Genomic DNA, 24,343 nt, shown 5'->3' on the forward strand with positions numbered 1-24,343 from the left:
GGTACCACCCGATGAAAAGAAACGGGGCCCTCGCGGGCCCCGTTTTTTTTCGCCCCTTTTGTAGGAGCGGCTTTAGCCGCGAAGCCCTTCCTCGCCCAAGGCAAAGTCAAATACTTCGCGGCTGAAGCCGCTCCTACAGGGGTCTATTCGAGTTCGCGGTGGAAGGTGAGCACGCCCTCGCGGCCCAGTTCGCGGCAGTGCGCGGCGAGGCGTTCGGCCAGGTAGACCGAGCGGTGGCGGCCGCCGGTGCAGCCGAAGGCAATGGTCAGGTAGCTGCGCGTGCCGGCCTCGAAGCGTGGCACCCAGGTATCGAGGAAGGCCACGACCTGCGCCACGAACTCCTGCACCTGCGGATCCTGCTGCAGGTACTCGCGCACGGCTGCGTCGCGGCCCGACAGCGGCCGAAGCCGCGCATCCCAGTGCGGGTTGGGCAGGGCGCGGGCGTCGAACACGAAATCCGCGTCCGCCGGCAGCCCGCGCTTGTAGGCAAAGGATTCGAACAACAGCGACATGTCCTGGTGGGCACCGGCGCCCAGCGCCGTGATCACCTCGCGACGCATCTGGTGCACGTTCAATTCCGAGGTGTCCATCACCAGGTCGGCGATGGCCTTGAGCGGCCGCAGGCGCAGGCGTTCGAGCTCGATGGCGTCGGCCAGGGCCAGTCCGTCGTGGCTCAGCGGGTGCTTGCGGCGGGTGTCGGAATACCGCTTGAGCAGGGTGTCGTCGCGGGTTTCGAAAAACACCAGCTGGTGGTCGATGCCCATTTCGCCCAGCGCCGAGAGCCATTGCGGGATGCGGGCCAGGTCGGAGGCATTCCGGACATCGATGCCCACGGCCAGGCGGCGGGCCTGGCCCTCGCCTCCGGTCACCGACTTGACGAACTGCGGCAGCAGCTCGACCGGCAGGTTGTCGGTGCAATGTACGTCCAGGTCCTCGAGCGTCTTGAGCGCGACCGACTTGCCGGAGCCCGAGAGCCCGGAGATGACGTAGAGCAGCGGGCGGGTGGGATCGGCGCTCACTTGGTTTCTCCCTGCTGCAGGAAGGCGCTGTGGCGTGCCAGGAAGGCCGCCGCCGGGTCCATGCCCTTGCTGCGCAGCAGGTGCAGGCGCACGGCGGCCTCGGCCAGCACGGCCAGGTTGCGGCCGGCGGCCACGGGCAGCTCGACCACGGGAACGTCCAGGTCGAGCACCTTCCGGCTATGCGATTCGCCGGTGATGCGGGCCATGGCCTCGTCGCTCTGCTGCGGCTCCTGGTCCAGGTGCACGATCAGGCGCAGGTACTTGTTCCGCTTCACGGCGGTGTCGCCGAACATTTCGCGGATGTTGAGCACGCCCAGTCCGCGCACTTCCAGCAGGTCCTGCAGCAGTTCCGGGCAGGTGCCGTCGAGCACGTCGGGGGCGATCTGGGTGAATTCGGGGGCATCGTCGGCGACCAGGCGGTGGCCGCGGCTGATCAGTTCGAGCGCGAGTTCGCTCTTGCCGGCGCCGGAGTCGCCGGTGACCAGGACGCCGATCGAATAGATTTCCATGAACACGCCATGCAGCGTCAGGCGCGGCGCCAGCGAACGGGCCAGGTGGTACTGCAGCAGGTTGAGCAGTTCGAAGCCGCGTCGTGGCGACACCCACAGCGGCGTGTCGCTTTCCTCGGCGGCATCGCGCAGGTCGGCGGGGCAGGACTGGTTCTGGGTGATCACCATGGCCAGCGGCCGGGATTCCATGATCTTGAGCAGCACTTCCCAGCGCGTGCGCGCGTCCAGGCCGTCGAGCCAGGCCAGTTCGGCCGAGCCGATGATCTGCACCTTGTTCGGGTGGATCACGTTCAGGTAGCCGGCCAGCGAGGGCCGGCGCGAGAGATGCTCGCCGCGTTCGATCAGGCGTTCACCGCCGGACTGGCCGCCAACCCAGCGCATTTCGAGCCGCTCGCCCAGTTCGTCGAAGAGTTCGCGGGCGCTCAGGCGGTCGGTCATGGATTCAGTGGGCCTCGGGGTGGCTGGCCTGCCAATCCGAAAGCAGGCCGTGCAGGGCGGCAGAATCGCCCGCGGCGCGCAGCTCGTCGCGGAAATTGGCGTCGCCGAACATCTCCGCCAGCTGCGAAAGCAGCATCAGGTGCTGGGAGGAAAAATGCTCGGGCACCACCAGAGCGAAGACGAGATCGACCGGCATGCCGTCGGGCGAACCGAAATCCACCGGCTCGGACAGGCGCAGGAAGGTACCGATGGCGGTGCCGACCTTCGGGCTGCGGCCATGCGGAATCGCCACGCCATGGCCCAGGCCGGTGCTGCCCAGGCGTTCGCGCCCGACCAGGCTGTCGAACACGGCACGCTCGACCTCGGGATTGCCTTCGGCGAGCAGGGCCGATGCCTTCTCGAGCAGTCGCTTCTTGCCGGGGATCGGGCCCGGGGCCAGGACGCGCCCCGGGCTTAGCAGGTCAAGCAGGTGCACGGTCTAGCCGAAACTGTCGGAACGCGCAGCCGACTCGCCGCGGTGGTGGTCGGTCATCTTTTCCTTCTGCTTGAGCAGCAGGCGGTCGAGCTTGTCGGCGAGCATGTCGATGGCCGCGTACATGTCCGGGGCGATCGCGTCGGCGTGCACGGTCTTGCCCGTCGTGCCGACCGTGGCCTCGGCGCGCTGGTCGAGCTTGTCGACCGACAGGATGACCCGCGCCTCGGCATGGTGGTCGTAGTGGCGGGTGACGCGCGCGAACTTGTCGTTGACGTAGTCGCGAAGGGCCGGGGTAACGTCCATCTGATGGCCGCTGATGTCGATCCGCATGGTCACGATCCTCCTTGGTGGGTACAGCTACAGGTAATCACGCCCCTCGATAACGGGGCGTGACCAGCGTCAAGTCCGTGGAAAGTCTGCGCGTGTTCGCGCTGGGGCGGCTGTGCCATTGGGTGACCTCAGGCCAACCGCTGCCGCTCGTTGGAGGCGGGGATGTTCATTGCTTCCCGGTATTTTGCCACGGTTCGGCGGGCCACGGGGATGCCCTCGGCCTTCAGGGTTTCGGCCAGCTTCTGGTCGGAAAGCGGCGTGCGCGGGCTTTCGGCGTCGATCAGCTTGCGGATCATGGCCTGGATGGCCGTGGCCGAGGCCGCGCCGCCGTGCTCGGTGGCGATGCCCGAGCTGAAGAAGTGCTTGAATTCGAAGGTGCCGCGCGGGGTTCGCAGGTATTTGCGGGTGGTGGCCCGGGATACGGTGGATTCGTGCAGGCCCAGTTCCTCGGCCACTTCACGCAGGGTCAGGGGCCGCATGGCCTCGTTGCCGTGGTCCAGGAAGGCCGATTGCTGGCGGACGATGGCCCGGGCCACGCGCTCGACGGTGTCGGCGCGGGTTTCCAGGCTCTTGATCAGCCAGCGGGCTTCCTGAAGCTGGCCGCGCAGGTAGCTGTCGTCCTCGCGGCTGGCCTTGCCGATCAGGCCTTCGTAATGGCGGTTGATGGCCAGCCGGGGGCGGCTGCCGGCCGCCAGGCGGACCTTCCAGACGCCGTTCTGCCGGTAGGCGATGGCGTCCGGGGCGATGTATTCGGGTTCGCTGCCGCCGACCTGCGCGCCCGGCTTGGGGTCGAGCGATCGCAGCAGGGCCACGGCCTGGGCCATGGCTTCCGGGCTTTCGCCCAGCTGGCTCCCCAGGCGCTCGGCGCCCAGCTTGGCCAGGCCGTCCAGATGGTCCTTGCACAGCCGCCGGGACAGGGCCAGGCCGGGGGTGTCGTCGCTGAGCAGGCTCAGCTGCACGCACAGGCATTCGGACAGGCAGCGCGCGCCGGCGCCGACCGGGTCGAAGTGCTGGACGATGTGGAGCACGGTTTCGATCTCGGCCTCGCCGACCTCCAGCTCGGGCCTCAGGGCCGCCTGGATGTCGGCCAGGGGGCCTTCGAGGTAGCCGTCGTCATTGATGGCTTCAATGACCGCCTGGCCAATGGCCAGATCGCGCGGGCCCAGGTGGCTCAGCTGCAGCTGCCAGAGCAGGTGCCCGTGCAGGTCCACCGGCGCCGCCGCCGTGAACTCGTCGGATTCGCCGCCGTCGTTGCCGCGGCGGTCGCCGGCGGGCGCCTCGTACCACTCGTCGAGCTCGCCGGGCTCGAATTCCTCGGGTGCGTCGGCGTCGCCGGGAGTGTCCTCGGCCGGGGCGTCGTCGGGTTTGTCGTCTTCGGGGCCGTCGCCCTGGTCCTCGTCGCCGCGCTCGAGCAGCGGGTTCGATTCCAGGGCCTGGTTGAGTTCGGTTTCCAGTTCCAGCGCCGACAGCTGCAGCAGCCGGATCGCCTGGCGCAGCTGGGGCGTCAGGGACAGCTGCTGGCCAAGGCGGGTCTGGAGGGTCGGCTTCATGGTGCTCCGCGGGGGGCGGCGGTTGCGTGGCTAGAGGCGGAAGGCATCGCCCAGGTAGACACGACGCACGTCGGGGTTGGCAAGGACCTCGTCGGGCGTTCCCCGGGCGAGCACGCTGCCTGCGTTGAGGATATACGCGTGGTCGCAAATGCCCAAGGTCTCCCGGACGTTGTGGTCCGTGATCAGCACGCCGATGCCCCGGGCCTTGAGATGGCGGACGATCTTCTGGATTTCACCCACCGAGATCGGGTCGACGCCGGCGAACGGCTCGTCGAGCAGCATGAAGCGCGGGCGGGCGGCGAGGGCCCGGGCGATCTCCACGCGCCGGCGTTCACCGCCCGAAAGGCTGGCGCCGGCCTGGTCGGCGACGTGGCCGACCTGCAGTTCCTCCATCAGCGCCGCCAGTTCGTCGGCGCGGCCAGGGCCGTCGAGGTCCTTGCGCAGCTCGAGCACCGCGAGGATGTTGTCGGCGACGCTGAGCTTGCGGAACACCGAGGCTTCCTGCGGCAGGTAACCCAGCCCCAGGCGCGCGCGTTCGTGCATGGGCAGGGACGTGATGTCCTTGCCATCGAGCGTGATGCGGCCGGCGTCGGGCCCGACCAGGCCGACGATCATGTAGAAGCAGGTGGTCTTGCCGGCGCCGTTGGGGCCGAGCAGGCCGACCACTTCGCCTGGCCGCACCTGCATCGCGAAGTCGTGCACCACCTGGCGCGAGCGGTAGCGCTTGGCCAGGCCGTTGGCGGTCAGCATCAGTCGGCCGCGGCGTTCTTGGGCAGGATGCGCATGGAGACGCGGGCGCCGTCACCGCCGCCGTCGAGGCGGCCGGAATTGATGTCGTACTTGATCGTCTCGCCACGCAGGGTGCCACGCGGCTGGCTGACGACGACGTTGCCGGTGAGCATCATCGACTCGTCGGCGAGCAGGTAGACGATGCGGTTGGCGGTGGCTTCCATCGGCTCGCCGGCGTCCGACACCTGGCGCAGGTTCGCCGGGCTGCCGGTCAGCACGATGCGGTTGATGTCGCCGCCGGCGCGATGCACTTCGGCGCGTGCCGCGTCCACTTCCAGGCTGCCCTGGCGGATGCGGACGTTGCCTTCGAGCGTGGACACGCTGTCGTCCCCGAGCAGGGCGTCGGTGCGGTCGGCGCTGATGTCCATGGGCTGGTTGCGGTCGCCGGACCTGGCCAGCACCGGGGCGGTGGCCAGCAGGGTGGCGAGGATCAGCAGCTTGCTGGCGTGGCGCATAGTGTCCCTCGGGTGTCGTTGAGTAACTGGAAACGCTTGGCAGCCATGTCCACCCGCAGGCCGGTACCGGCGTAGAAGGACTTGCCCTGGGCGATGTTAACCCGGTCGTCGGTGCTGGCGCGCTGCTCGTCCGGGAACACCGACAACAGGCCGGTGGTAAAGCGCGTGCGCTCGCCCGAGGCCGACGCCGGGCCGACGAGCTCGACGTCCTTGCGCAGCTGCACCTCCCGGGCGCGCGGGCCGACCCAAGCCGTGACCGATCGCGCCTGCCACATGCCGTCGCGGCCGGGGAAGCTGAAGCGCGGCAGACGGATGTTCATGCTGCGACCGTCGGGCTCGCGCTCGAGATAGGGCGATTGCAGGGTGAAGGCTTCGGTGCCCTGCTCGTTGAGCGCGGTGAGGTCGAAATCGCGCAGCACGTAGTCCGAACGCTGGACGGGCTCGGGTGCCGGTACCTGGCGCTGCTGCCACTGCCAGACCGCGTAGCTGCCCAGGCCGATGGCCAGGACCAGCAACAGCGGGTTGAGTACGGTGCGGTTCATGGCCTCATGCCGCGCCGAACTGTTCCAGCACCGCGGCGCGCAGGCCCTTGGCGTCGAGGATGAGGTCGCACAGTTCGCGCGCCGCGCCTTCGCCGCCCCTGGACCGGGTCTGCCAGTGCACGTGCCCGAGGATCCACGGGTGCGCGTTGGCCGGCGCCACGGCCAGGCCCACCTGCAGCAGGGCCGACAGGTCGGGCAGGTCGTCGCCCATGTGCGCGGCTTCGTCCGGGGTGATATCCAGCGAGGTGCACAGCTGCACGAGCACCGCGCCCTTGTCCTTCACGCCGGTGTAGACGTGCTGCAGGCCCAGGTCGCGGGCGCGCGCCTGCACGGCGGCATTGCGGCGGGCGGTGATGAGGGCGACGGCGACGCCGTTTTCCTCCAGCAGCTTCAGGCCCTGGCCGTCGAGCACGTGGAAGGCCTTGGTTTCCCGGCCTTCGCCGTCATAGACCAGGCGGCCGTCGGTGAGCGTGCCATCCACGTCGAAGCAGGCCAGGCGGATGCGGGCGGCGCGTTGGCGCAGGTCGGATTCGGTCATCGTCATCGTCGGATCACACCACGCGCGCGCGCAACAGGTCATGAATGTTCAGGGCACCGATCACCCGTCGCTGCTCGTCGAGCACCACCAGGGCGTTGATCTTGTGTTCTTCCATCAGGTGCGCCGCTTCCACCGCCAGCGCGTCGGCGCCGATGAACTTGGGCGAGCGCCCCATCAGCTGGCTGACCGGCGTGGTCTTGAGATCGGTGTCTTCGTCGTCCAGGCAGCGGCGCAGGTCGCCGTCGGTGAACACGCCCTGCAGCACGCCCTCGGCATCGACCACGGCGGTCATGCCCAGGCGGGTACGGGTCATCTCCAGCAGGGCCTGGGTGGCACTGGCCTCGATGCCCACCTTCGGCACGTCGTCGCCGGCGTGCATGACGTCGCGGATATGCAGCAGCAGGCGGCGGCCGAGCTGGCCGGCGGGGTGGGACCGGGCGAAATCCTCGGCGGTGAAGCCGCGGGCCTCGAGCAGGGCCACGGCCAGTGCATCGCCCAGCGCCAGGGCGGCGGTGGTGGACGAGGTCGGGGCCAGCCCCAGCGGGCAGGCTTCGGCGGGCACGCTGGCGTCCAGGTGGACGTCGGCCAGGCGCGCCAGGCTCGAGCCGGGGCGGCCGGTCATGGCCAGCAAGACGTTGCCCTGGCGCTTGAGCGAGGGAACGATGGACAGGATTTCGTCGCTTTCGCCGGAATTGGACAGCGCCAGCACCACGTCCACGTCGGTCACCATGCCCAGGTCGCCGTGGCTGGCCTCGCCCGGATGCATGAAAAAGGCCGGCGTGCCGGTGGAGGCCAGGGTGGCGGCGATCTTGGTGGCGATGTGGCCGGACTTGCCCATGCCGGTGCAGACCACCCGGCCGCCGCAGGCCAGCACGTGGCGGCAGGCGGCGGCGAAATCGGCGCCCAGCCGCGCCTTGACCGCTTCCAGGGCCTGGGCCTCGATGTCGATGACGGCCTGGCCGCTGGCGATCAGGGCGTGGTCGGAGACGGCCATGGTGGCTGGGGGGGCATTCATGGGCAGGGCACAGGGAGTATGATGCGGGGCCGCATTGTAAGGCCTGCGCGCCCGCCGCGCCCCGCTCGCCCATGAATCCCCAGATCATCCAGGAACTCATCGAAACCGGCCTCCCCGGCGCCAGCGCCCGGGTCCAGGGCGACGACGGCGTGCATTTCGAAGCCACGGTGGTCTGCGAGGCGTTCGCCGGCAAGCTGCCGCTGGCCCGGCACCGCATGGTCTACGCCACGCTGGGCGACCGCATGGGCGGCGAAATCCACGCCCTGGCGCTGCGCACCCTGACGCCGGAAGAAGCCAACCGCACCGTCTGACCCTGTGACCTGGATTCCCCTGTGGGAGGGACTTCAGTCCCGATGCCTTCGGGACTGAAGTCCCTCCCACAGGGGAACTGCCAACACAGAAGAAGCCCCATTCACAGGAACCTCCCGCACCATGGCGAAAATCGTGATCACCGGCGGCGAGCCGCTCAACGGCGACGTGCAGATCTCCGGCGCCAAGAACGCCGTGCTGCCCATCCTGGCCGCCACCCTGCTGGCCGATGGCCCGATATCGATCGGCAACGTCCCGCACCTGCATGACGTCACCACCACCATGGAGCTCCTGGGTGCGATGGGCGTGCAGCTGATGGTGGACGAAAAGCTCACCATCACCGCCGACCCGCGCTTCATCACCTCCACCGTGGCGCCCTACGAGCTGGTCAAGACCATGCGCGCCTCGATCCTGGTGCTGGGACCGCTGCTGGCGCGCTTTGGCCATGCCGAAGTGTCGTTGCCCGGCGGCTGCGCCATCGGTTCGCGCCCGGTCGAGCAGCACATCCGCGGCCTGCAGGCCCTGGGCGCCGAGGTCTCGGTCGAGAACGGTTTCATCAAGGCCCGCGCCGAGCGCCTCAAGGGCGGCCGCTACGTGTTCGACATGATCACCGTCACCGGCACCGAAAACGTGCTGATGGCCGCCGCGCTCGCCAAGGGCACCACGGTGCTGGAGAACTGCGCGCAGGAACCGGAGGTCGTGGACCTGGCCAACTGCCTGATCGCCATGGGGGCCGACATCGAAGGCGCGGGCAGCAACCGCATCGTCGTGCACGGGGTGGATCGCCTCGCGGGCATCCACTACGACGTGCTGCCCGACCGCATCGAAGCCGGTACGTTCCTGGTGGCCGGCGCCATGACCGGCGGCCGCGTCACGGCCCGCCGCACCCGGGCCGACACCATGGATGCGGTGCTGGTGAAGCTCGAGGAAGCCGGCGCGCACCTCGAGGTCAGCGCCGACAGCATCACGGTGGACATGCGCGGCCGGCGCCCGAAGGCCGTGAACCTGACCACGGCACCGTACCCGGCCTTCCCGACCGACATGCAGGCCCAGTTCGCGGCGCTCAACACCATCGCCGAGGGCGTGGGCGTGATCACCGAGACGATCTTCGAAAACCGCTTCATGCACCTCAACGAGCTGCAGCGCCTGGGCGCCGACATCCGCATCGAGGGAAACACCGCGATCATCCGCGGTGTCGCCGAAATGACCGGCGCCCCGATGATGGCCACCGACCTGCGCGCCTCCGCGTCGCTGGTGCTGGCCGGCCTGGTCGCCAAGGGCGAAACCGTGGTCGACCGCATCTACCACATCGACCGCGGCTACGAGAACATCGAAGAGAAGCTCGGCACCCTGGGCGCCAGGATCCGCCGCCTGCCCAGCTGAACTCAGCGGATCGCGGTGATCCGCAGGTCCAGGGTTTCGCCGTCGGCTTCGTACTGCTTGATGCGCAGCGGCAGCCAGCCCAGTTCGCGGGCGAACCACAGCTTGGTGATCCGGCCGCTGTTGCTTGCGCGCACGCGCTCGACCCGCACGGCGCGGTGGGTGCCGATGGCCGTGCGCAGGCGCACCGGCGCCGCGACACGATAGACCTGGGTTTCGACGCTACGCCGGTCGGCGATCGGCAGCGACAGGTTGCCGCGCTCGCCGGCAGCCAGCGCCACCATGATGGCCGCGGTCGCCCCATGCGCGTCGAGCACGCCCGGGGTCGCCGCATAACGCGCCGACTCGTCCTTCCAGCGGCTGTCGACCTGGCGGCTGGCCGGGTCGAGCACCAGCGCCTCGTTGCGCTTCTTCCAGCCCGCCTTCTGCTCCATGCGGTACTGCACCAGCTCGAAGCCCGTGCCGGTCCAGCGCAGCCGGGAACGCTCCTCGCGCTCGATGCCGGCAAGCGCGGCCAGGCCTTCGGTGCCCTGGCTGCGGGTGACCAGTTCGTAGGCGCCGTCGCCCAGCCTCTGCAGCGACACCTGGCCGGTGCCGATGCGCGCGTCGTTGCGCCGCACTTCGTAGTCGGCGCTGAAGGGCTTGGGCGGGGCGGCCGCCGTGGCCAACAGCGGCAGCGCCAGCAAAGCGGCGGCCAGCAGGCCGCGCAGGACGTTACGCATGGGCCATCTCCGCGTGCAGCTGGTCGTCGTTGCCCAGGCGCAGTGGTGCGCCCAGCGACCGACCGTCGACCTGCCAGGCACCGCCCTGGAGGCGGGCGCGGGCGCTGGCGATCGCGCCGACGCTGGCCACGAGCAGGGCGTGTTCGCGCGGCGCCAGCCGCCGGGCCAGGGATTCAGGCGTGTCGTCGGCAGTGACGTCCAGGCGGACCTGGGCCAGCACCGGGCCGGCGTCCAGCGCCGGGATGACGGCATGCACGCTGGCGCCATGTTCGGTTTCGCCGGCGGCGAGCACGCGGGCGTGGGTGTCCAGGCCCGGGTGGCGCGGCAGCAGGGAAGGGTGGAGGTTGATCATGCGGTCCTCGAATCGTCGCACCGTGGCTTCGGTGATGATGCGCAAGTAACCGGCACAGACGATGAGGTCGGGCTGAACGTCGGCCACGGCGCTGAACAGCGCTTCATCGTGGGCGACACGATCGGCGTAGTCGCGGGGCTTGAGCGCCACGCTGTGCAGGCCGTGTTCGCGGGCGATGGCGATGGCGCCGGACGTGGGTTTGTCCGAGAAAACGCCGACCACCCGCGCCGGCAGCGTGCCCGCATCGATGGCGGCCAGCAGGGCCTGCAGGTTGCTGCCCCGGCCGGAGGCCAGGACCGCCAGGCGCATCGTGCCGGGCGTCACGGGACGGGCTGCTTCCGGGCCCGCTTGGCCTGGTACATGCGCTGGTCGGCCAGCTCGAGCAGGTCGTTGGCATCGCCGGCCTCGGCGAGAGCCACGGCACCGCCGATGCTGGCGCGCAGTGGGAGCTGCGTGCCGCGATAGTGGTAGGGCAGCGCCAGGCTTGCCTGGAACCGGGCAATGGCGCGATCGAGGCTGTCGCTGCTTTGAAGCGGTGAAAGCAGCACCGCGAACTCGTCGCCGCCATATCGCGCGACCGTATCCGAGCCGCGCGCGCAGCCCGCGAACCGGGTGGCGACTTCAACCAGCATCGCGTCGCCGGCGGCGTGGCCGTGTTCGTCGTTGACGGGTTTGAGGTCGTCCAGGTCCACCATCAGGGCCCCCACGGCCATGTCCAGGCGATGGGCATTGGCGATCGCCGCCTTCAGGCGGTCGGCGAACAGTGCGCGGTTGGGCAGGTTGGTCAGGGGGTCGTGGGTGGCCATGTGGAACAGGTCGCTGGCGGCGTGCCGGGTGGCATGGAACATCGCCGCGGCGACGGCGTCCACCAGTAGCCCGAGCAGCTCCGCGTGGGCGTCGGAAAAGCCGTTCACCTGGCTGGACATGGCCTTGAGCACGCCCACCGTGTGCCCGTCGTGCAGCAGCGGCAACACCAGCATCGAGCGCAGCCCGACGCGGCGGCAGGCTTCACGATCCACGCGCGGGTCGGTTTCGGAATCGTCGCAAAGCAGCGCCTTGCCCTGTTCGACGCACAGGCCCGACAGGCTGCCGAGCCTTGAGATACGCATGCCCAGGCTGCGCGCCGCGATACCGGCCGCGGCGCGATAGACCATCTGGTCGCCTTCGGCGAGCTCGATCACCGCACCGTCGGCGCCGGCCAGGTCCAGCGTACGTTCGGCCACCAGGTTGATCACGCCGCCCAGGTCGTAGCCCATGCGGGCGATGTCCGCCTGCGCCGCGATGACTTGCTTGAGCTTTTCGGTGGAAACCATGGCGGTGCCTCCAGGCCGGGGTGCGTCAGCCGATGCGTACGCGCTCGTCGCCGCCGGCCTTGACCACCTGGCCGATGGCGCGGTGGGCCAGGCCCAGGCGCTGCAGGTCGGCGGACACCGCGGCGACATCGCCGGGCGCCAGCACCAGCACGAAGCCGACGCCGCAGTTGAAGGTGCGCCACATTTCCTCGCGGGCCACCGCGCCTTCGCGCTGCAGCCAGTCGAACACCGGCGGCAGCTCGATCGCCGAGGCTTCGATCGCCAGGCCCAGGCCGTCGGGAATGACGCGGATGATGTTTTCGGTCAGGCCGCCGCCGGTGATGTGGGCCATGGCGTGCAGTTCGTGCTTGCCCAGCAGCTCCAGCACCGGCTTCACGTACAGTGTGGTGGGCGCCATCAGCGCGTCCACCAGCTTGACGCCGCCAACCTCGAGCTCGGCCGGGCGGCCGGCGCGGTCGTAGATGCGGCGCACCAGCGAATAGCCGTTCGAATGCGGGCCGGACGAGGCAATGCCCAGCAGTACGTCGCCTTCGCGGACCTTGGCGCCGTCGAGCAGCTGGCTCTTTTCGACCGCGCCGACGGTGAAGCCGGCCAGGTCGTATTCGCCGGGGCCGTACATATCGGGCATTTCGGCGGTTTCGCCGCCGATCAGGGCGCAGCCCGCGAGCTCGCAGCCCTTGGCGATGCCGGACACGACGGCGACGGTGGTCTCGACGTCGAGTTTGCCGGTGGCGAAATAGTCCAGGAAGAACAGCGGCTCGGCGCCCTGGACCAGCACGTCGTTCACGCACATGCCGACCAGGTCGATGCCGATGCTGTCGTGGCGGCCCAGCTGCTGGGCCAGCTTGAGCTTGGTGCCGACGCCGTCGGTGCCCGACACCAGCACCGGCTCGCGGTACTTGCCGGCCAGGTCGAACAGGGCCCCGAAGCCTCCCAGGCCGCCCATCACTTCCGGCCGGAAGGTGCGCTTGACCAGCGGTTTGATGCGCTCGACGAGCTCGTTGCCGGCGTCGATATCGACACCCGCGTCGCGGTAGGTGAGGGGAGTGGGCGTGGTCACGGCGGGTCCGGCGCGTAGGAAAGACGGCCATTCTACCGTCCGCGGCAGCCCCCTTGTAGGAGCGGCTTCAGCCGCGAAGCTCTTGCCTTTGCCTTCAGCAAAGCAGTACTTCGCGGCTGAAGCCGCTCCTGCAGGGAGGAACATGGACGCGCCGGCCCCTATCCGGCACCATTCCAGCTTGCCCTGCACGCCCCCGAGCCCATGCGCCCACGCCTCCACATCCGCTTGTTCGTCGTCCTGCTGGCCCTGGCGGCTGCCCCGTGGGTGGCCGCCCAGTCGCCCGCGCCCGTTGCAGCGGCCGAGTCCGGCGAGCCGGGCCTGGTGGCCGAGGCCGACACCCCGCGCGACATGGCGCTGTACACCGGCGAAAGCGAACTGCTCAGCCAGGACGCCGGCGAGCGCCGGGCCGCGACGGCCCGGGCCCTGGCCCAGGTGCTGGTGAAGCTGACCGGCGAGCCGCTGGCGAGCGCCAATCCGGTGGTGCGCCGCGCGCTGCCCAAGGCGGCCAGCTTCGTGATGCAGGAACAGACCGCCGACAGCGTCTCCGACCAGCAGGGCAATACCGCCATCGGCGGCGCACCGGTCTACAAGACCACGCTCCGCGTCCAGTTCGACCCCAACAAGGTGGATGCGCTGATCGTCGGCGCCGGCCTGCCGTACTGGGGTCCGGACCGGCCCAGTCCGATCCTGTGGCTGGCCATCGACGACGGCCGCGGCGCCCGGCTGGTCAACGCCGGCCAGATCAACGTGGTCAAGCCGCTGGCCAGCCGTGGCACCGAGCGCGGCCTCAGCTTCGGCCTGCCGACCGGCAGCGCGGTCGAGCAGGCCGCGGTGGACACCCTCTGGGCGCGCAACCCCGGGCCCATCCAGGCCCTGACCGAACGCTACGGCCACCAGACCCAGCTGCTGGGCCGGCTGTACCGCGAGGGCCAGGGCTGGACCGCCGACTGGGTGCTGTCCAGCGGTGGCAGCGAACTGTCGCGTTGGTCGTTTTCCGACCCCAGCCCGCAGCGTGCCCTGGCGTCGGGGGCGGACGGCGCCGCCGACGCTATCGCCCGCCGGGACGCCACCCGCGCGGCCGTGGGCGAACCCGGCGTGCACGTCGTGCGCATCAGCGGCCTGCGCCTGGCCGACGACTTCACCCGCGCCATGGGCTACCTGCAGACGCTGCCGGTGGTGCGCGAACTGACCGTGCTCGAAGCCACGCCGGACAGCCTGCAGCTGCGCCTGGACCTGGCGGTGGGGCTGTCGTCCTTCGACGGCTTCCTGGCCGCCGGCGACGTGCTCGAGGCGCAAGCCCCTGCGGCCACGGCATCGCCGGACCCGGCCGGCCTGTCCGGCGAGCCCACCGAAGCCCGCTACCGCCTGCGGCCATGAAGCTCCGGCACCTGCCCAACGCCATCACCGGCCTGCGCCTGGCGATGGCGCCGGTGCTGCTGTGGCTGCTTTGGGCCGGCTTCCACCGCGAAGCGCTGTGGCTGGCCGTGGTCGCCGGCGCCAGCGACGCCATCGATGGCCTGCTCGCCAAACGGTTCGGCTGGCGGAGCCGGTTGGGCAGCCTGCTCGACCCGGTGGCCGACAAGCTGATGCTGGGCTGTGCCTTCGCCGGCCTGTTGCTGGCGGGCGCCCTGCCGGGCTGGGTGGTGGGCCTGGTGCTCGCCCGCGACGCGGTCATCGTCACCGGGGCCGTGGTCTGGTGGCGCCTGGCCGGGCCCTTCGACGGCGAGCCGAGCTGGCTGGGCAAGGCCACGACCGTTGCCCAGATCGCCCTGGTGCTGGCCTGCCTGGTCGACCTGGCCGGCTGGGCGATTCCGGTGAACCGCCTGATCGACGGCATACTGGGCGTCGCTTTCCTTACCTTCGTCAGCGGCCTCGATTATGTTGTCCGTTATGGTGCGAAGGCCTGGCTGCACCGGAGGAAACCCACCGCATGAATACGCTTCCCGCCCCGTCGCCCCTCGGCAACCGGCAACTCTGGCAGTGGCTGGTCGTGGCCGGCGCGGTGGGCGTGGTGATCTGGCTGCTCGGTCCCATCCTCACGCCCTTCGTCATTTCCGCGCTGCTGGCCTGGCTGGGCGAACCGCTGGTGCGCAAGATCGAGCGCACCGGCCGTTCGCGCACCGCCGCGGTGCTGCTGGTGTTCACCCTGATGACCCTGGTGCTGGTGCTGGCGGTCCTGCTGCTGGTGCCGCTGGTGGAAAGCCAGGTCTCGAACTTCATCAACTGGCTGCCGCGTTTCGGCCAGTGGCTCACCGGCACCGCCGTGCCCTGGCTCGAGTCGCGTTTCAAACTGGAACTGGCCGGTTACGTCGATCCGAGCCAGCTGATCGCGCTGCTCAAAGAGCACTGGCGCCAGGCCGGCGGCGTCGCCGCCACGGTGATGGGCGAACTGTCCAAGTCCGGCATGGCGGTGGTGACCTGGATCGTCAACCTGGCGTTGGTCCCCGTCGTGACCTTCTTCTTCATGCGCGATGGCTCGTCGATGCTGGCCAAGGCGCGCGACCTGCTGCCGCGGCCGATCGAACCCACCGTCACCAAGCTGGCGCATGAGTCCGACCAGGTACTGGGCGGATTCATCCGCGGCCAGCTGAGCGTGATGATCGCGCTGGGCACCATCTACGCGGTGGGCCTGACGGCCGTGGGCGTCGACCTGGGCATCCTGATCGGCATCGTCGCCGGCCTGGTCAGTTTCGTGCCCTACCTGGGGGCGATCGTCGGCCTCGGCGCCGCCGTCATCGCCACCCTGGTGCAACACGGCGATCTGATGCACCTGGCCCTGGTGCTGGGCGTGTTCGGCCTGGGCCAGCTGCTGGAAAGCTTCTGGCTGACGCCCTGGCTGGTCGGCGACAAGATCGGCCTGCATCCGGTGGCGGTCATCTTCGCGGTGATGGCCGGTGGCCAGCTGTTCGGTTTCCTGGGCGTGTTGCTGGCCCTGCCTGCCGCCGCCGTGGCCGTGGTGGTCGGCCGGCACGTTTACGAGCGCTACACCGAAAGCGAGCTCTACGGCGCCGATGAGTCCGCCGCCATCATCACCGACGCCGAAGCTGTAAATCCCCCTGTGGGCGGGACTTCAGTCCCGAAGGGCTTCGGGACTGAAGTCCCTCCCACGAAAGACCAATGACCACCCCGCAACTCCCGCTGGGCCTGCGCGCGCCGCCGGACCAGCGCCTGGAGGCCTTCGAAGCCAATGACGCCGTGCGCTCGGCTGTGCACGCCTGCGCCGTCGGCGGGTCGCGCGACTGGCTTTACCTGGCCGGCCCGTCCGGCAGCGGCAAGACCCACCTGTTGCTGGCCGCCTGCGCCGAGGCCGCGGCCACCGGCCGCCGCGCCGCCTACCTGCCCCTGGCCGCCTTCGCCGGTCGCCTGGCGGACGCCCTGGCCCAGCAGGAAGCCGCCGACCTGCTGTGCCTGGACGGCCTGGAGGCCGCGGCCGGCCATGCCGCCGACGAGGAGGCGCTGTTCCACTTCCACAACCGCGCCCGCCAGGGCGAGGGGGCGGTGATCTACGCGGCCCGCGGCAATCCGGCCGACATCGGCCTGCGCCTGCCCGACCTGCAGACCCGCCTGGGCCAATGCGTCCGATTGGGCATCGATCCACTGGACGAAGCGGGCCGCCGCCGCGTGCTGCGCCAACGCGCCAGCCGCCGTGGCCTTGAACTCGACGAGGCGGTGCTTGACTACCTGCTGCGCCGCGTCGACCGTGACCTGGCCAGCCTGACCCGCCTGCTCGACCAGCTCGACCGGGCCAGCCTCGCCGCCCAGCGCCGCATCACCATTCCCTTCCTGCGCCAGCACCTCTGACCCAGCCCCTCTGTGGGAGGGACTTCAGTCCCGAAATCCCCGGCCAGAGCAAACCCTTGTGGGAGGGACTTCAGTCCCGAATTCCCCCACCTGTGGATGAAGGAAATCCCTATAGGTCAACACCACCTCAACGCCCAGCCTGCCGTTATGGGCCTAACGTTCAACACACGCGGAGAATGTGCGCTTCGCCAAGGTCGCCGCTCGGTGCCCGGGCAGGCCTGTTTCATTACTTTCACTGCTTCCCAACGCCGGCGCTGGTTCGAAACATGGGAACACGGCAGCACGATGGCGGCCGCAATAGCTTCGCCATCGCAATGGACGGGCAGCGAATTGATGGCCTGGGTGTTGATGCCCGACCACTGGCACGGGCTCTTGGTGCTCGGCACGGAAAGCCGCCTGGGACAGACACTCCAGCGGGCCAAGGGCTCAAGCGCACGCCTCTTCAATAAGCGGCTCGGGCGCAGGGGCTCGGTATGGGGGGCAGGTTTCCATGACCGGGCATTGCGAAGCCACGAGAACCTACGTGCAGCGGCACGCTACCTCGTGGCCAATCCTCTGCGTGCCGGACTCGTGGAACGAGTGGGCGACTATCCTTTCTGGGATGCGACCTGGCTTGAAGGCGACTGCCCCATCTGACCCCTCTTGTGGGAGGGACTTCAGTCCCGAAATCCCCGGCCAGAGCAAACCCTTGTGGGAGGGACTTCAGTCCCGAAATCCCCGGCCAGAGCAAACCCTTGTGGGAGGGACTTCAGTCCCGAAAGCCCTTCGGGACTGAAGTCCCTCCCACAAGAAGCGGGTGAGCTTCGGGACTGAAGTCCCTCCCACAGGGGGGCAGGCAATCGGCCATAATTGCGGCCATGACTTTGCCCGATCGTGCCGAACTGAGGCTGCAGTGGACCCGGCAGGCGCTGGGGGACGACGCGGCGTCGTTGCGGCGGGCGTCGAACGACGCGAGCTTCCGCAGCTACTGGCGCACGGTGTCGGCCGGGCGCGAGTGGATCGTGATGGATGCGCCGCCGGACCGGGAAGACACCCGGCCCTGGCTGGACGTTGCCCGGCGCCTGGGTCGCGCCGGCCTGCACGTACCGGAGATCCAGGCGGCCGATCCGCAGCGCGGGTTCGTGCTGATGGAAGACCTGGGCGACCGCATCCTGCTGCCCGAGCTCAATGCCACCAGTGCCGACCGTCTCTACGGCCAGGCCATGGACGCGCTGCTTGCGATGCAGCAACACGCCGACACCAGCGGGCTGCCCGACTACGACGAGGCGCGCCTGGTCGCCGAGATGGAGCTGATGCCCGAATGGTTCCTCAGGCGGCACCTGGGCTTCACGCCCGAGTGCGAGCAGTGGGACGTCGTCGAGTCCGCGTTCCGGGCGCTGGTGACCAGCGCGCAAGCGCAGCCGCAGGTGTTCGTGCACCGCGACTACCACTCGCGCAACCTGCTGGTCACCGCGCGCGATTCACCGGGGGTCATCGATTTCCAGGACGCCGTGCGCGGGCCGGTCACCTACGACCTGGTGTCGCTGCTGCGCGACTGCTACATCGCGTGGCCCGACGAACAGGTGCAGGCCTGGGCCTGCGGGTACCGCGACAAGCTCGCCGCCGCCGGCTTCAAGGTGCCGGACGGGCAAACTTTCCTGCGCGCCTTCGACCTCATGGGCCTGCAGCGGCACATCAAGGTGCTGGGCATCTTTTGCCGCCTCTGGTACCGCGACGGCAAGGCCGGTTACCTGCAGGACCTGCCGCTGGTGTGGAAATACACCCGCGAGGTCGGACGCCGGCATCCGGAGACCGCGCCCCTGGTCGACCTGCTCGAGACCGCCATCGGCGACCGCGACATCACGGTGCCGCTGTCATGAAGGCGCTGATCTTCGCCGCGGGCAAGGGCGAACGCATGCGTCCCCTGACCAGCACCACGCCCAAGCCGCTGCTGCCGGTGCGTGGCAAGCCGCTGATCGAATGGCACCTGGAAAGGCTCGCCGAAGCCGGCGTGGACGAGGTGGTCATCAACACGTCCTGGCTCGCCGGACAGTTTCCGCTGGCCTTGGGGCAGGGCGATCGCTGGGGTCTGCGCCTGCACTATTCCCACGAAGGCGATGAGCCGCTTGAGACCGGCGGCGGCATGCTGCATGCGTTGCCGCACCTGGGCGAGGGGGCTTTCATCGCGGTGAACGGCGACATCTGGTGCGACTACGACTTCAGGCAGCTGCCGCGTGAGCCGCGCGGCCTGGCCCACCTGGTCCTGGTGGACAATCCGCCGCACAACCCCGACGGCGACTTCGCCCTGCTTGGCAATGGCCAGATGATGGCGGCGGGCGAGCACCGGCTCACGTTTTCCGGCATTGGCGTGTACCGGCCGGCACTGTTCGGCAACTGGCGCAGCAGCATCGGTGCCGCCGCCGGCGCCGAGCTCACGCCCCCGCGTTTCCGGCTGGCGCCCCTGCTGCGGGCCGCGATGCGCGCCGGCGAGGTCACCGGCGAACACCACGCCGGGCTGTGGACCGACGTGGGCACGCCCGAGCGCCTGGCCGCCCTGGGCTGAGCCACGGCGAAGCGTCGATTGGGTCACGAAACGCGGGATTGGGGTGCGGTTCGTTCAGCACCTGGCCGGTCATCGGGGCTTACCCGTGACTTGTTTCCTTGAATTGGCGGGGGAATTACCCACTAATGCCGGGGTGCCAAAAGCCCTCGCCAACGCCGCGCGACTGATCCTGTGCCACGTCCTCGAGGGCGACCTGGCCGGTTTGCCCGCGCATGAGCGGCGCGAGCAGTACCGCCGGCAGACCCAGCTGTTGCACGGCCCGATGAGCGTGCTGCTGCTGGCCATGACCGTGCTGGCGGCGCTGGTGTCCGCCTTCGACGTGCTGACCCTGACCGCGGTGTCTGACCGGCTGATGGTGCAGACCGGCGGCGTGGCCCTGCTGCTGCTGATGGCCCTGCGCTACCGCCACGTGGTGTCGATCCGTCGCCGGCGCGCGCTGGGCATGGGCTTCCTGGCGCTGTTGCTGGCCTGCCTGGCCTTGCCCGCACTGGACTGGACCGGCCCTTCGCTGACCCCGCTGGCGGTTTTCCTGCTGATTCCGGTGTCCTGGCTGCCGCTGCTGGTCAATCCGCAGGCCACCTATGGCGGACTGGCGCTGTGCACGGCGGTGGTGCTGGCCCTCCTGCTGGCGTCGACGGCGCCCCCCGGCGAGCTGTGGCTGTTTGGCCTGTACTACCTGGTGAGCGTCGGCGCCGGACTGGTGCTGCGCCGGGCCCGCAGCAACCTGGCCACGCGCCTGGACAAGCAGGTCGAAACGCTCTGGCAGCGCGCCGTCAGCGACCCGCTGACCGGCCTGCTCAACCGCCAGGGCTGGCTCAACCTCGCGGGTACCGCCATGACCGACGCCCTGCAGGCCGGCAAGCTGCCGGCGGTGCTGTTCATCGACGTCGACCACTTCAAGCGCACCAACGACCAATACGGCCACATGACCGGCGACGCCCTGCTGCGCGCCCTGGGCCAGATCATCGACGCCCGCATCGGCCCCGGTGAATTCAGTGCCCGCCTGGGCGGTGAGGAGTTTGCCTGCCTCTTGCCCGATTCTTCCGAAGAAGCCGCGCAGCGTTTCGCCCAGCGCATCGCCGGCGAGTATCGGGAGCACGCCAGCGAGTTCGGTTCGACCCTGAGCATCGGCATCGCCACCCACGCGGACGACGACCTGCTCAACGACCTGCTCGCCCGTGCCGACGCGGCGCTGTACGAGGCCAAACGCGCCGGCCGCGACCAGGTCGTCGTCAGCCGGTAAATCCGGTGTGGCACCATGGGCGCCTGTTTCCACGGCCCGCACGCCCATGACCGTCATTGTCCCCGTCCTGCTATCCGGTGGCTCCGGCACCCGCCTGTGGCCGCTGTCGCGCGAAACCCACCCCAAGCAGTTCCAGCCGCTGGTGGGCGAAAAATCGCTGCTGCAGGCCACCTGGGAGCGCCTAGATGGCCTGGCGGGCCTGGCGCCGCCGATCGTGGTGGCCAACGAAGAACACCGTTTCATGGTCGCCGAACAGCTGCGCCGGGTCGGCGCGGTGCCCAGTGCCATCGTGCTCGAGCCGGTCGGCCGCAACACCGCCCCGGCCATCGCCGTGGCGGCCCTGCAGGCCCGTGCCGGCGGCGACGACCCGCTGCTGCTGGTGCTGCCCTCGGACCACGTCATCGCCGATCCCGAAGGCTTCCGCGTCGCCGTGCAGGCGGCCTGCGATGCCGGCACGCAGGGCGCCCTGGTCACCTTCGGCATCGTGCCGACGGGCCCGGAAACCGGCTACGGCTACATCAAGGCCGCGACGCCTGAGGGTCATGCCGTTTCTGTGGGAGGGACTTCAGTCCCGAAGGCTTTCGGGACTGAAGTCCCTCCCACAAAGGTAGGCGTCATGCCGGTGGAAGCCTTCGTCGAAAAACCCGACAAGGCGACGGCAGAAGCCTACGTCGCCTCCGGCGATTACTTCTGGAACTCCGGCATGTTCCTGTTCCGGGCCTCGACCTACCTGGCCGAGCTGGAAAAGCAGGCCCCAGCGATACTGGCCGCTGCCCGCGAGTCGCTGGCAAAGGCCCAGCGCGACGTCGATTTCCTGCGCCTGGACCGCGAGGCTTTCGAAGCCTGCCCGGGCGATTCGATCGACTACGCGGTGATGGAAAAAACCGACAAGGCCGCGGTGCTGCCCATCGACCTGGGCTGGAACGACGTCGGCAGCTGGTCGGCGCTGTGGGAAATCGCCGACCAGGATCCCGACGGCAACGCCCACCACGGCGACGTCATGGCCCTGGACTGCCGCAACACCCTGGCCTGGGGCGGCCGCCGGCTGGTGACCCTGCTGGGCCTGGACGACGTGATCGTGGTCGATACCGACGACGCCCTGCTGGTCGCGGCCCGCGACCAGGTGCAGCAGGTGAAGGACATCGTCGCCCGACTCAAGGCCGAGGGCCGGCCGCAGGCCAGCATCCACCGCAAGGTGTATCGCCCCTGGGGCAGCTACGACGGCATCGACGGCGGCGAGCGTTTCCAGGTCAAGCGCATCGTGGTCAATCCCGGTGCCGCCCTGAGCCTGCAGATGCACCACCATCGCGCCGAACACTGGATCGTGGTCTCGGGCTCGGCCCGGGTGACCTGCGACGACAAGGTTTTCCTGCTCACCGAAAACCAGAGCACCTACATCCCCCTGGGCAGCAAGCACCGACTGGAAAACCCCGGCAAGGTGCCGACCGAACTGATCGAGGTGCAGTCGGGCAGTTACCTGGGTGAAGACGACATCGTGCGGTTCGAGGACGTTTATGGTCGCCAGAAGGACTAGGCGAAGCTGCAGGCATGGCCTGCCGCGCGCGTCGGCCATGGCCGTGTTCCCATCAAACGCCTCCAGGCGGAGGTATCAGGAAGGTCGGTTAGGCAATGGAAAATAATCAGGTCGCGATCGGTGTGCTGGGGCTGGGCTATGTCGGGCTCCCGCTTGCGCTGGCGTTCTCGCGCTACTTTCGCGTGGTCGGCTACGACCCCAACGAGGTTCGCGTCGGGCAGCTGGTGCAGGGCAGGGACCAGACGGGAGAGGTCTCCGGCGAGGAACTGGCGGCGCGGTCGAACATCCGCTTCACCGCCGACGCCAGCGAGCTCGCAGGCTGCAACGTTTACATCGTCGCGGTGCCGACCCCGGTGGACCAGGCGATGACGCCCGACCTGCGCCCCCTGGTGGATGCCTGCCGGGTCGTTGGTGGCCAGCTCAAGCCGGGCGATACGGTCATCTTCGAGAGCACGGTTTATCCGGGCACCACGGAAGAGGTATGCGTGCCCGAGCTTGAGCGGGTTTCCGGCCTGGTTTTCAACAAAGACTTCAGCTGTGGCTACAGCCCGGAACGCATCAACCCGGGGGACCGCAACCGCCGCCTGGAATCGATCTGCAAGGTGACGTCGGGCTCCACCGAAGCCGCGGCCGAGTTCGTCGATGCGCTGTACCGGAAGGTGATCGTGGCGGGCACCTACAAGGCGGCGTCGATCCGCGTCGCCGAAGCGGCGAAGGTCGTGGAGAACACCCAGCGGGACGTCAACATCGCACTGATGAACGAGCTTGCGATGATCTTCCATGTCATCGGCGTGGACACGGCCCAGGTGCTGTCTGCCGCCGCCACGAAATGGAATTTCCTGCCCTTCAGTCCGGGCCTGGTGGGGGGGCACTGCATCGGCGTCGACCCCTACTACCTGACGCACAAGGCATCGGTGATGGGCTACCACCCGGAGCTCCTGCTGACTTCGCGGCGCATCAACAACCGCATGGGCCTGTATGTCGCCAACCGCCTGATGAGGCTGATGGCGGAAAAGGGCATCAGCGTCGTTGGCGCGCGAATCCTCGTGCTCGGACTGGCGTTCAAGGAGAACTGTCCGGACCTGCGCAATACCCGGGTGGTCGAGATCACCGAAGAGTTGCGCAAACTCAATGCCCGGGTGGATGTCTGGGATCCCCTGGTCGACCAGCAGGAGGCGGCCCAGGCGCTGGGCAGCCCGTTGGTCGAACCGGTGCCGGGTGGCAGGGCCTACGATGCGATCCTGCTCGCCGTTCCGCACGCGCCGTTCCTCGAGGGCCCCGAGGGTTGGCTGGACTCGCTTCGCAAGGAGCATTCCGTGGTTTTCGACGTGAAGTCCGTCCTGCCGGGCGAGTCGGTGGATGGCCGGCTCTGACGTCGATGGCAGGGCAAATCACAGGGGTGGACCGATGCGTATCCTGGTAACCGGAGCCGCCGGCTTCATTGGCTCGCATGTCGCGCTGGCGCTGCTCTCGCGCGGGGACCAGGTGATCGGCCTGGACAACCACAACGATTATTACGACCCGGCGCTGAAGGCGGCCCGGCTCGCCCGGCTGCAGTCCCACGGCGCCTACACGCACTTGCGCTCGGACCTTGTTGATCGGGGCGCCGTCGAAGACGCGTTCGCCCGCTACAAGCCGGAGCGCGTCGTGCACCTGGCCGCCCAGGCCGGCGTCCGGTATGCCGCGCAGAACCCGCATGCCTACATCGCCAGCAACGTCACCGGCTTCCTGCACGTCCTGGAAGGCTGCCGCCACCACGGCGTCGAGCACCTGGTTTTCGCTTCGACCAGTTCGGTGTACGGCGCCAACACCCGGATGCCCTATTCCGAGCATGCCTCCACCGAGCACCCCCTGACCCTGTACGCGGCGACCAAAAAAGCCAACGAGATGATGGCGCACAGTTATGCCCATCTTTATGGCTTTGCTTGCACGGGCCTTCGCTTTTTCACCGTCTACGGTCCCTGGGGGCGTCCGGACATGGCGCCCATCCTGTTCGCCAGGGCGATATCGCAAGGGCAGCCTATCAAGGTCTTCAACCACGGCCGCCACAAGCGCAGCTTCACCTACATCGACGACATCGTCGACGGCGTCGTGCATTCGCTGGACACGCTTCCTGCAAGGAACGAAGCCTGGAGCGGGCTGCAGCCCGACCCGGCCACCAGTGGCGTGGCGCCTTACCGGATCTACAACATCGGGCACGCGCAGCCGGTGCAGCTGTTGGACTTCATCGGGCTGCTCGAGAAGAACCTGGGGCGGAAGGCGCAGATGGAAATGTTGCCGCTGCAGGTGGGTGACGTGCCCGACACCGAAGCCGACGTCACCGACCTGATGGCGAACGCGGGCTTCCGGCCGGTCGTCGGCGCCGAAGAGGGCGTGGCCAGGTTCGTCCGCTGGTATCGGGACTACTACCAGGATTGATCCTGGCCG

The 24,343-nt window shown here is 69.0% G+C and carries 27 protein-coding genes; 13 read left to right on the forward strand and 14 right to left on the reverse strand.

Going from position 1 to position 24,343, the window contains the following annotated elements:
- Window positions 1-143: 143 nt before the first annotated feature.
- The 10 genes from rapZ to N788_RS05420 form a co-directional block, all read right to left on the reverse strand.
- Complete coding sequence (rapZ, locus tag N788_RS05375; protein WP_034222098.1) at window positions 144-1,019, reverse strand: RNase adapter RapZ; 876 nt, start codon at window positions 1,017-1,019, stop codon at window positions 144-146.
- Window positions 1,016-1,966, reverse strand: coding sequence for an HPr(Ser) kinase/phosphatase (gene hprK / locus N788_RS05380; protein ID WP_034222099.1), 951 nt, complete (start codon window positions 1,964-1,966; stop codon window positions 1,016-1,018). The genes rapZ and hprK overlap by 4 nt, the downstream gene beginning before the upstream one ends.
- A 4-nt stretch (window positions 1,967-1,970) precedes the next feature.
- Window positions 1,971-2,441 carry a PTS sugar transporter subunit IIA gene (locus tag N788_RS05385; protein ID WP_034222100.1) on the reverse strand — a complete coding sequence of 157 codons (471 nt, stop codon included), beginning with the start codon at window positions 2,439-2,441 and terminating at the stop codon, window positions 1,971-1,973.
- Between the two features lie 3 nt (window positions 2,442-2,444).
- Window positions 2,445-2,771, reverse strand: a complete 327-nt coding sequence (hpf, locus tag N788_RS05390; protein ID WP_034222102.1) for a ribosome hibernation-promoting factor, HPF/YfiA family — start codon at window positions 2,769-2,771, stop codon at window positions 2,445-2,447.
- 128 nt (window positions 2,772-2,899) lie between these two features.
- Window positions 2,900-4,321 (reverse strand): RNA polymerase factor sigma-54, encoded by a 1,422-nt coding sequence (locus tag N788_RS05395; protein ID WP_034222103.1) that lies wholly within the window; start codon window positions 4,319-4,321, stop codon window positions 2,900-2,902.
- A gap of 30 nt (window positions 4,322-4,351) precedes the next feature.
- Window positions 4,352-5,071, reverse strand: a complete 720-nt coding sequence (lptB, locus tag N788_RS05400) for an LPS export ABC transporter ATP-binding protein (RefSeq protein ID WP_034222105.1) — start codon at window positions 5,069-5,071, stop codon at window positions 4,352-4,354.
- The gene (gene lptA / locus N788_RS05405) at window positions 5,071-5,565 is read right to left on the reverse strand and encodes a lipopolysaccharide transport periplasmic protein LptA (RefSeq protein WP_084695904.1); all 495 of its coding nucleotides are present in this window, start codon (window positions 5,563-5,565) and stop codon (window positions 5,071-5,073) included. The genes lptB and lptA overlap by 1 nt, the downstream gene beginning before the upstream one ends.
- Window positions 5,541-6,107: an LPS export ABC transporter periplasmic protein LptC gene (lptC, locus tag N788_RS05410; protein WP_034222107.1), complete on the reverse strand. Its 567-nt coding sequence runs from the start codon at window positions 6,105-6,107 to the stop codon at window positions 5,541-5,543. The genes lptA and lptC overlap by 25 nt, the downstream gene beginning before the upstream one ends.
- 4 nt (window positions 6,108-6,111) lie before the next feature.
- A complete protein-coding gene (locus N788_RS05415) occupies window positions 6,112-6,651 on the reverse strand; it encodes a KdsC family phosphatase (protein ID WP_034222109.1) in 540 nt (179 codons plus the stop codon).
- Between the two features lie 7 nt (window positions 6,652-6,658).
- Window positions 6,659-7,660: a KpsF/GutQ family sugar-phosphate isomerase gene (locus N788_RS05420; protein ID WP_034222111.1), complete on the reverse strand. Its 1,002-nt coding sequence runs from the start codon at window positions 7,658-7,660 to the stop codon at window positions 6,659-6,661.
- A gap of 71 nt (window positions 7,661-7,731) precedes the next feature.
- Here N788_RS05420 and N788_RS05425 point away from each other — a divergent pair, with 71 nt between their 5' ends.
- Both N788_RS05425 and murA read left to right on the forward strand, forming a co-directional pair.
- On the forward strand, window positions 7,732-7,971 hold the full coding sequence (locus tag N788_RS05425) for a BolA family protein (RefSeq protein ID WP_034222113.1): 240 nt from the start codon (window positions 7,732-7,734) through the stop codon (window positions 7,969-7,971).
- A 121-nt stretch (window positions 7,972-8,092) separates the two neighbouring features.
- Window positions 8,093-9,352: a UDP-N-acetylglucosamine 1-carboxyvinyltransferase gene (murA, locus tag N788_RS05430; protein ID WP_034222115.1), complete on the forward strand. Its 1,260-nt coding sequence runs from the start codon at window positions 8,093-8,095 to the stop codon at window positions 9,350-9,352.
- Window positions 9,353-9,354: 2 nt separating this feature from the next.
- Here the strand turns inward: murA and N788_RS05435 are convergent, their stop codons facing one another.
- Genes N788_RS05435 through purM form a run of 4 tightly spaced genes read right to left on the reverse strand, consistent with a single transcriptional unit; the run spans window position 9,355 to window position 12,940 of the window.
- Entirely contained in the window at window positions 9,355-10,071 is a 717-nt protein-coding gene (locus N788_RS05435; RefSeq protein WP_034222117.1) for a DUF3108 domain-containing protein, read from the reverse strand.
- Entirely contained in the window at window positions 10,064-10,732 is a 669-nt protein-coding gene (gene purN / locus N788_RS05440; protein WP_034222120.1) for a phosphoribosylglycinamide formyltransferase, read from the reverse strand. Before purN ends, N788_RS05435 begins: the two co-directional genes overlap by 8 nt.
- An 11-nt stretch (window positions 10,733-10,743) precedes the next feature.
- A complete protein-coding gene (locus N788_RS05445) occupies window positions 10,744-11,736 on the reverse strand; it encodes a sensor domain-containing diguanylate cyclase (protein ID WP_034222122.1) in 993 nt (330 codons plus the stop codon).
- Between the two features lie 25 nt (window positions 11,737-11,761).
- On the reverse strand, window positions 11,762-12,940 hold the full coding sequence (purM, locus tag N788_RS05450) for a phosphoribosylformylglycinamidine cyclo-ligase (RefSeq protein WP_084695905.1): 1,179 nt from the start codon (window positions 12,938-12,940) through the stop codon (window positions 11,762-11,764).
- Between the two features lie 57 nt (window positions 12,941-12,997).
- Here purM and N788_RS05455 point away from each other — a divergent pair, with 57 nt between their 5' ends.
- The 11 genes from N788_RS05455 (at window position 12,998) to N788_RS05500 (ending at window position 24,334) form a co-directional block, all read left to right on the forward strand.
- Complete coding sequence (locus N788_RS05455; RefSeq protein WP_051924396.1) at window positions 12,998-14,173, forward strand: DUF2066 domain-containing protein; 1,176 nt, start codon at window positions 12,998-13,000, stop codon at window positions 14,171-14,173.
- Window positions 14,170-14,730 (forward strand): CDP-alcohol phosphatidyltransferase family protein, encoded by a 561-nt coding sequence (locus N788_RS05460; protein ID WP_034222126.1) that lies wholly within the window; start codon window positions 14,170-14,172, stop codon window positions 14,728-14,730. Before N788_RS05455 ends, N788_RS05460 begins: the two co-directional genes overlap by 4 nt.
- Window positions 14,727-15,917 carry an AI-2E family transporter gene (locus tag N788_RS05465; RefSeq protein ID WP_084695906.1) on the forward strand — a complete coding sequence of 397 codons (1,191 nt, stop codon included), beginning with the start codon at window positions 14,727-14,729 and terminating at the stop codon, window positions 15,915-15,917. Before N788_RS05460 ends, N788_RS05465 begins: the two co-directional genes overlap by 4 nt.
- Window positions 15,914-16,597, forward strand: a complete 684-nt coding sequence (gene hda, locus N788_RS05470) for a DnaA regulatory inactivator Hda (RefSeq protein WP_034222129.1) — start codon at window positions 15,914-15,916, stop codon at window positions 16,595-16,597. The genes N788_RS05465 and hda overlap by 4 nt, the downstream gene beginning before the upstream one ends.
- Window positions 16,598-16,744: 147 nt before the next feature.
- Window positions 16,745-17,233, forward strand: coding sequence for an REP-associated tyrosine transposase (locus tag N788_RS14320; protein WP_084695907.1), 489 nt, complete (start codon window positions 16,745-16,747; stop codon window positions 17,231-17,233).
- A gap of 221 nt (window positions 17,234-17,454) precedes the next feature.
- Window positions 17,455-18,456, forward strand: coding sequence for an aminoglycoside phosphotransferase family protein (locus N788_RS05475; RefSeq protein ID WP_034222131.1), 1,002 nt, complete (start codon window positions 17,455-17,457; stop codon window positions 18,454-18,456).
- Window positions 18,453-19,139 carry an N-acetylmuramate alpha-1-phosphate uridylyltransferase MurU gene (murU, locus tag N788_RS05480; protein ID WP_034222133.1) on the forward strand — a complete coding sequence of 229 codons (687 nt, stop codon included), beginning with the start codon at window positions 18,453-18,455 and terminating at the stop codon, window positions 19,137-19,139. Before N788_RS05475 ends, murU begins: the two co-directional genes overlap by 4 nt.
- A 133-nt stretch (window positions 19,140-19,272) precedes the next feature.
- Window positions 19,273-20,382 (forward strand): GGDEF domain-containing protein, encoded by a 1,110-nt coding sequence (locus tag N788_RS13815; protein WP_051924397.1) that lies wholly within the window; start codon window positions 19,273-19,275, stop codon window positions 20,380-20,382.
- Window positions 20,383-20,428: 46 nt separating this feature from the next.
- Window positions 20,429-21,916 carry a mannose-1-phosphate guanylyltransferase/mannose-6-phosphate isomerase gene (locus N788_RS05490; RefSeq protein WP_034222136.1) on the forward strand — a complete coding sequence of 496 codons (1,488 nt, stop codon included), beginning with the start codon at window positions 20,429-20,431 and terminating at the stop codon, window positions 21,914-21,916.
- 95 nt (window positions 21,917-22,011) lie between these two features.
- Window positions 22,012-23,289 carry a nucleotide sugar dehydrogenase gene (locus N788_RS05495; RefSeq protein WP_034222138.1) on the forward strand — a complete coding sequence of 426 codons (1,278 nt, stop codon included), beginning with the start codon at window positions 22,012-22,014 and terminating at the stop codon, window positions 23,287-23,289.
- A 34-nt stretch (window positions 23,290-23,323) separates the two neighbouring features.
- Window positions 23,324-24,334: an NAD-dependent epimerase gene (locus tag N788_RS05500; RefSeq protein WP_034222141.1), complete on the forward strand. Its 1,011-nt coding sequence runs from the start codon at window positions 23,324-23,326 to the stop codon at window positions 24,332-24,334.
- The last annotated feature ends 9 nt before the right edge of the window (window positions 24,335-24,343 follow it).

Origin of the sequence: Arenimonas donghaensis DSM 18148 = HO3-R19 (genome assembly GCF_000743535.1) — a bacterium.
Classification (GTDB): Bacteria; Pseudomonadota; Gammaproteobacteria; order Xanthomonadales; family Xanthomonadaceae; genus Arenimonas; species Arenimonas donghaensis.

What these genes read in the sequence shown, in the direction of transcription:
- lptC (WP_034222107.1), bottom strand. Translation starts at nt 6,107, where the DNA reads ATGAACCGCACCGTACTCAACCCGCTGTTGCTGGTCCTGGCCATCGGC.
- N788_RS14320 (WP_084695907.1), top strand. Translation starts at nt 16,745, where the DNA reads ATGGGCCTAACGTTCAACACACGCGGAGAATGTGCGCTTCGCCAAGGT.
- N788_RS05500 (WP_034222141.1), top strand. Translation starts at nt 23,324, where the DNA reads ATGCGTATCCTGGTAACCGGAGCCGCCGGCTTCATTGGCTCGCATGTC.
- N788_RS05395 (WP_034222103.1), bottom strand. Translation starts at nt 4,321, where the DNA reads ATGAAGCCGACCCTCCAGACCCGCCTTGGCCAGCAGCTGTCCCTGACG.
- purM (WP_084695905.1), bottom strand. Translation starts at nt 12,940, where the DNA reads ATGTTCCTCCCTGCAGGAGCGGCTTCAGCCGCGAAGTACTGCTTTGCT.
- N788_RS05425 (WP_034222113.1), top strand. Translation starts at nt 7,732, where the DNA reads ATGAATCCCCAGATCATCCAGGAACTCATCGAAACCGGCCTCCCCGGC.
- purN (WP_034222120.1), bottom strand. Translation starts at nt 10,732, where the DNA reads ATGCGCCTGGCGGTCCTGGCCTCCGGCCGGGGCAGCAACCTGCAGGCC.
- N788_RS05465 (WP_084695906.1), top strand. Translation starts at nt 14,727, where the DNA reads ATGAATACGCTTCCCGCCCCGTCGCCCCTCGGCAACCGGCAACTCTGG.
- N788_RS05460 (WP_034222126.1), top strand. Translation starts at nt 14,170, where the DNA reads ATGAAGCTCCGGCACCTGCCCAACGCCATCACCGGCCTGCGCCTGGCG.
- N788_RS05435 (WP_034222117.1), bottom strand. Translation starts at nt 10,071, where the DNA reads ATGCGTAACGTCCTGCGCGGCCTGCTGGCCGCCGCTTTGCTGGCGCTG.
- lptB (WP_034222105.1), bottom strand. Translation starts at nt 5,071, where the DNA reads ATGCTGACCGCCAACGGCCTGGCCAAGCGCTACCGCTCGCGCCAGGTG.
- hprK (WP_034222099.1), bottom strand. Translation starts at nt 1,966, where the DNA reads ATGACCGACCGCCTGAGCGCCCGCGAACTCTTCGACGAACTGGGCGAG.
- N788_RS05455 (WP_051924396.1), top strand. Translation starts at nt 12,998, where the DNA reads ATGCGCCCACGCCTCCACATCCGCTTGTTCGTCGTCCTGCTGGCCCTG.
- lptA (WP_084695904.1), bottom strand. Translation starts at nt 5,565, where the DNA reads ATGCGCCACGCCAGCAAGCTGCTGATCCTCGCCACCCTGCTGGCCACC.
- N788_RS05490 (WP_034222136.1), top strand. Translation starts at nt 20,429, where the DNA reads ATGACCGTCATTGTCCCCGTCCTGCTATCCGGTGGCTCCGGCACCCGC.
- N788_RS05445 (WP_034222122.1), bottom strand. Translation starts at nt 11,736, where the DNA reads ATGGTTTCCACCGAAAAGCTCAAGCAAGTCATCGCGGCGCAGGCGGAC.
- N788_RS05475 (WP_034222131.1), top strand. Translation starts at nt 17,455, where the DNA reads ATGACTTTGCCCGATCGTGCCGAACTGAGGCTGCAGTGGACCCGGCAG.
- N788_RS05495 (WP_034222138.1), top strand. Translation starts at nt 22,012, where the DNA reads ATGGAAAATAATCAGGTCGCGATCGGTGTGCTGGGGCTGGGCTATGTC.
- N788_RS05420 (WP_034222111.1), bottom strand. Translation starts at nt 7,660, where the DNA reads ATGAATGCCCCCCCAGCCACCATGGCCGTCTCCGACCACGCCCTGATC.
- hpf (WP_034222102.1), bottom strand. Translation starts at nt 2,771, where the DNA reads ATGCGGATCGACATCAGCGGCCATCAGATGGACGTTACCCCGGCCCTT.
- N788_RS05415 (WP_034222109.1), bottom strand. Translation starts at nt 6,651, where the DNA reads ATGACGATGACCGAATCCGACCTGCGCCAACGCGCCGCCCGCATCCGC.
- hda (WP_034222129.1), top strand. Translation starts at nt 15,914, where the DNA reads ATGACCACCCCGCAACTCCCGCTGGGCCTGCGCGCGCCGCCGGACCAG.
- murU (WP_034222133.1), top strand. Translation starts at nt 18,453, where the DNA reads ATGAAGGCGCTGATCTTCGCCGCGGGCAAGGGCGAACGCATGCGTCCC.
- murA (WP_034222115.1), top strand. Translation starts at nt 8,093, where the DNA reads ATGGCGAAAATCGTGATCACCGGCGGCGAGCCGCTCAACGGCGACGTG.